This is a genomic window from Vibrio makurazakiensis (assembly GCF_050337375.1).
In the GTDB taxonomy this organism is placed as follows: domain Bacteria; phylum Pseudomonadota; class Gammaproteobacteria; order Enterobacterales; family Vibrionaceae; genus Vibrio; species Vibrio makurazakiensis.
Map to the genome: position 1 here is coordinate 1 of NZ_JAKJSW010000341.1, position 2,986 is coordinate 2,986.

Annotated in this window: 3 protein-coding genes; 1 reads left to right on the plus strand and 2 read right to left on the minus strand. The window is 35.8% G+C overall.

Annotated elements, in window-relative coordinates; translation table 11 throughout:
* Together L4C33_RS21095 and L4C33_RS21100 are read right to left on the minus strand one after the other, a co-directional pair.
* Positions 1-590, minus strand: a 590-nt coding sequence (locus L4C33_RS21095; RefSeq protein ID WP_428814353.1) for an EAL domain-containing protein, incomplete at its 3' end; no start/stop codon positions are given.
* Positions 591-1,106: 516 nt separating this feature from the next.
* Entirely contained in the window at positions 1,107-1,655 is a 549-nt protein-coding gene (locus tag L4C33_RS21100; protein WP_428814354.1) for an outer membrane beta-barrel protein, read from the minus strand.
* Between the two features lie 246 nt (positions 1,656-1,901).
* On the opposite strand from L4C33_RS21100, the gene L4C33_RS21105 reads away from it, so the two are divergent.
* Positions 1,902-2,855 carry a hypothetical protein gene (locus tag L4C33_RS21105; protein ID WP_428814355.1) on the plus strand — a complete coding sequence of 318 codons (954 nt, stop codon included), beginning with the start codon at positions 1,902-1,904 and terminating at the stop codon, positions 2,853-2,855.
* Positions 2,856-2,986: the final 131 nt, after the last annotated feature.

The window sequence follows — 2,986 nt, forward strand, 5'->3', positions numbered from 1 at the left end:
ATCTTAAGGTAGGAAGGCTGAACCATAATTACTCTATCTTTCGTCGAGCACTGAGAGCCATAATCATCAATCGCAATTTGGATACCATGTTCAAGCAACGCCTTTTTTCCTTGAACGATTCCTGTAATGTCCTTTTCATAAAATTCTAATAGTTCATAGATAATTTGAGAGCCAGTTAAGTTTAGGTAATCAAGTCGCTCGTTAAATCTTTCGATAGCTGGTTCATTATTTGATAGAAGGTTGAAGACAGAAGGGGCAACATTGATGAATAATCGAAGGTGATTAAATTTAGAATTGGCAAAGTTCATCATATGCACTTTTCCACAAAGCAGGCTGTATACAATGTCGCAATCTGAGTGACTTTCAAAAGAAGAAAAAAATAGACTAGGATCTATCCTATAGCCCTCAATTGAACTGATTCTAGCCAGACATTCGAAGCCAAATATACACATATTCCTATCAAAAATAGGTTGAAATACACTATGAAAACGATAATCTGAATATTCACCATAAACATGCCCACCTTGATCTACGTTTAGCATTTCTTGAATTAAGTCAGATTTATCGGAGTAGATTTTCTCTAATTCCATCTAGGAGTGCTCCTTAATTATTAAGTTGAATATCGTCACACTCCAGAGAAACCAATACCTCTGACTCCTTAGTTACGATTAGATTAGCGAAAGTTTCTGAAGACCAATCACCAAGTATATTATCAACTCTTATAGTTCTAGAGTTGATAATATAAGAGTGTTTACCATTAGTAAAAGTGATAACCCTCTCTCCACCTCCGCTGAATGAGTAATACTCAATTGTATCTTTAGACTCTATTTCAAGTTCAATGTTAGATTGATTACCAAAGCGATAGAAATCTCGATCCCCTAATGTACAAACAGATGCTGTCTTGTTATTTAAACGGCATGAAAATTCGTTCAACTCTGTTTTAAGACATAAATTACTTGCTAATGAGGTAGTGCAAAATAACAAACTGATACATGCTAAAATGCAGTGTCTGGTAAAACTTGAATTCATCTTCTCAACTTAATAAATGATCTCATGATTAATACAATCTATAGTAGCCACTCATTAAGTGGCTACTACTTATTATCTTAAAAACTATATTTCAGACCAAAGTTAGCGGAAGCTGTGTTGTACCCAGAAATGTTATGAATTTCATACGTTGTTTGCAAAGCAAAATGCTCTGAAAAATCATAACCTAAACCAAAGCCTAATAGAGATGCTGTATCACTAGACGTGACAGAAGGTGAAGGTATTGCGTAAGTCGTCGTAAGATCAGCATCAATTTTATGAAAGCCCAATTTAGCTATTAGGTGAAAGCCATCCCCTAAATACACTTTTGGCAGAATATTGATACCAATTGWAGACATAGAAACTTTAAAGCTATCAGATAAAACGCTTTCTGTAGTAGATCCAAGGTCTTTGTATTCCACTTCTGTACCTAGTACAAAAAAGCTACCCATAGCAAAATTATAACCAGCGGCAACGGCATATCCATCTTCAACATCGTTTGTGGTTGTAAATATAGCGTCTTGATGCATCATTGAATAAGCAGCGCTCACATAGGCGCCATCACGTGCAGCGGCACTAGTTGATAAAGACGCAATAATAATAGAAATAGCTAATACGGATTTTTTCATTTTTATGTTCTCTTGAGAGTGTTCTTCACATCAATGAACTTATGATTTAAATAATATACTGATCACAGTAGATGCATATTCATAAGCAGTCGTAAAAATACTACCACCTCGAGGCTCACTTGTTTGTAAGCTCGCGTAAACACTAGTAAGAGTTTTAATTATAACGGGGAAGCTTGTGTATCATCTCCTCCAAATTAAATTTCATGAACTAATAAACGAGACTTGGAAACTAAATTGGAATATAAATTGAAATACCTCGCAACCCTATTGAGTTGCTTTTCGCTAGCAGCTTGTAACGAAGCCAGCATAAAAGATCAATCAATAGCCATACCTGAAATTAGGACGTCAATTGATAACTGCTATACAAATGTAGACGTACCAAACTGCCACTTTGAAAATGGTATCTACCTTTTAAAGCTTGGAACGACTGTAACAGATGAGCAGCTGCAACGGGCAAAAATCCAGATTTCTGATTTCATCGCTCGCAGTCATGATGAGGTGAAGGCGCTATTTAGTCGTAAACGTATTGTCATTGGCCTAGTCGAAGATGGACCAGATCCATCTAATGCATCAAGTGTTGATGAATTTATCCTTGCACTCGCTGATAGCATGAACGAAAAGAATGGTGCAACAAAGGTAATTGACGGTATTGAGCTAGTTTACACACACTTAGAGGACGACGATGGTAATAGGAATACTATTTATATTGATGAAACTAAGAAACTTGCTGCTTACCAAAAGCTAATACAACTTTTTGATTACTATGTCGATGAAAACGGTAATAGTGCTCCGGGTGCAGCGTTACAAAGTGCATACAGTAAGTTCTTACAGATACTTGAAGAGCAATCTAAACAAGGTTATCCCGAATATTTGACTTACAATCAATGTAATTACGGCAATGGCCAATTACCTGTAAACACATGTGATATTGATGCTGATGACGATCCTGATGGCTCGGGTAAAAGAGACTCTATTCATCAATTAGATTCAAACCTAAATATGGGTGCCATTATTGGGATGACTCATGATTATATGAAAGATTCTTCAAAAAACTCTGTTGGTGAGCTTGAAAGTTCTAATAAAACTGATTTTGAAAATAGTGGGCTGATTGGAACTGGAAGTGCTGACGCAGTTAATTGGTCTAATCCTGCTTTTAAACCTCTCGCTGATTATATTAACAGGTGGTTTTTTAATAATTGATGTCATGGGTGGCTAGAGTCGCCTTTTATTAGTTTAATGAGATGATTGTTTTACCTGTTTGTAATAATACCATCTCTCTTGATTTTATATTTATTGGACTGAATTTTTAAGTATATGTCTCTCACCTAGAG